The following is a 302-nucleotide window of genomic DNA, read 5'->3' as shown; positions in this document are numbered from 1 at the left end:
AGATGAAGTAACCAAGACCGGGATCGGTTTGCCAGGAGGGGCTGTATGTCCTTGCCGGACGAGTAGGATCATAGGATAATGCGCTTCCTACTACTCTTTCTGGCAGCAGGAGTTGCCGGGTGCGTAATTGCATTCTTGACATTCTTTTCCGAACATCCGGCCGTAAGCCCCAATCCGGTACGAGATTTGCTCTCCCCTACCCTACGTTCGTCAAGGATAAAATCAAGTGTCAACTCACTTTCGCTAATCTTACCCGATACATCGGAACGGATGCCTGCCTTTGCATAATCATCGGACATATA

Annotated in this window: 1 protein-coding gene; it reads right to left on the bottom strand. The window is 49.3% G+C overall.

Annotated features, from left to right (window positions below; translation table 11 throughout):
* Positions 1-68: 68 nt before the first annotated feature.
* Positions 69-302 (bottom strand): hypothetical protein (locus D0T85_RS22380; RefSeq protein ID WP_163215693.1); only part of this gene is annotated, 234 nt, incomplete at its 5' end.

Source organism: Bacteroides sp. 519 (assembly GCF_010500955.1).
Lineage (GTDB): Bacteria > Bacteroidota > Bacteroidia > Bacteroidales > Bacteroidaceae > Bacteroides.
The sequence above is the reverse complement of the archived record's forward strand: the minus strand, read 5'-3'. Positions and strand labels throughout refer to the sequence as shown.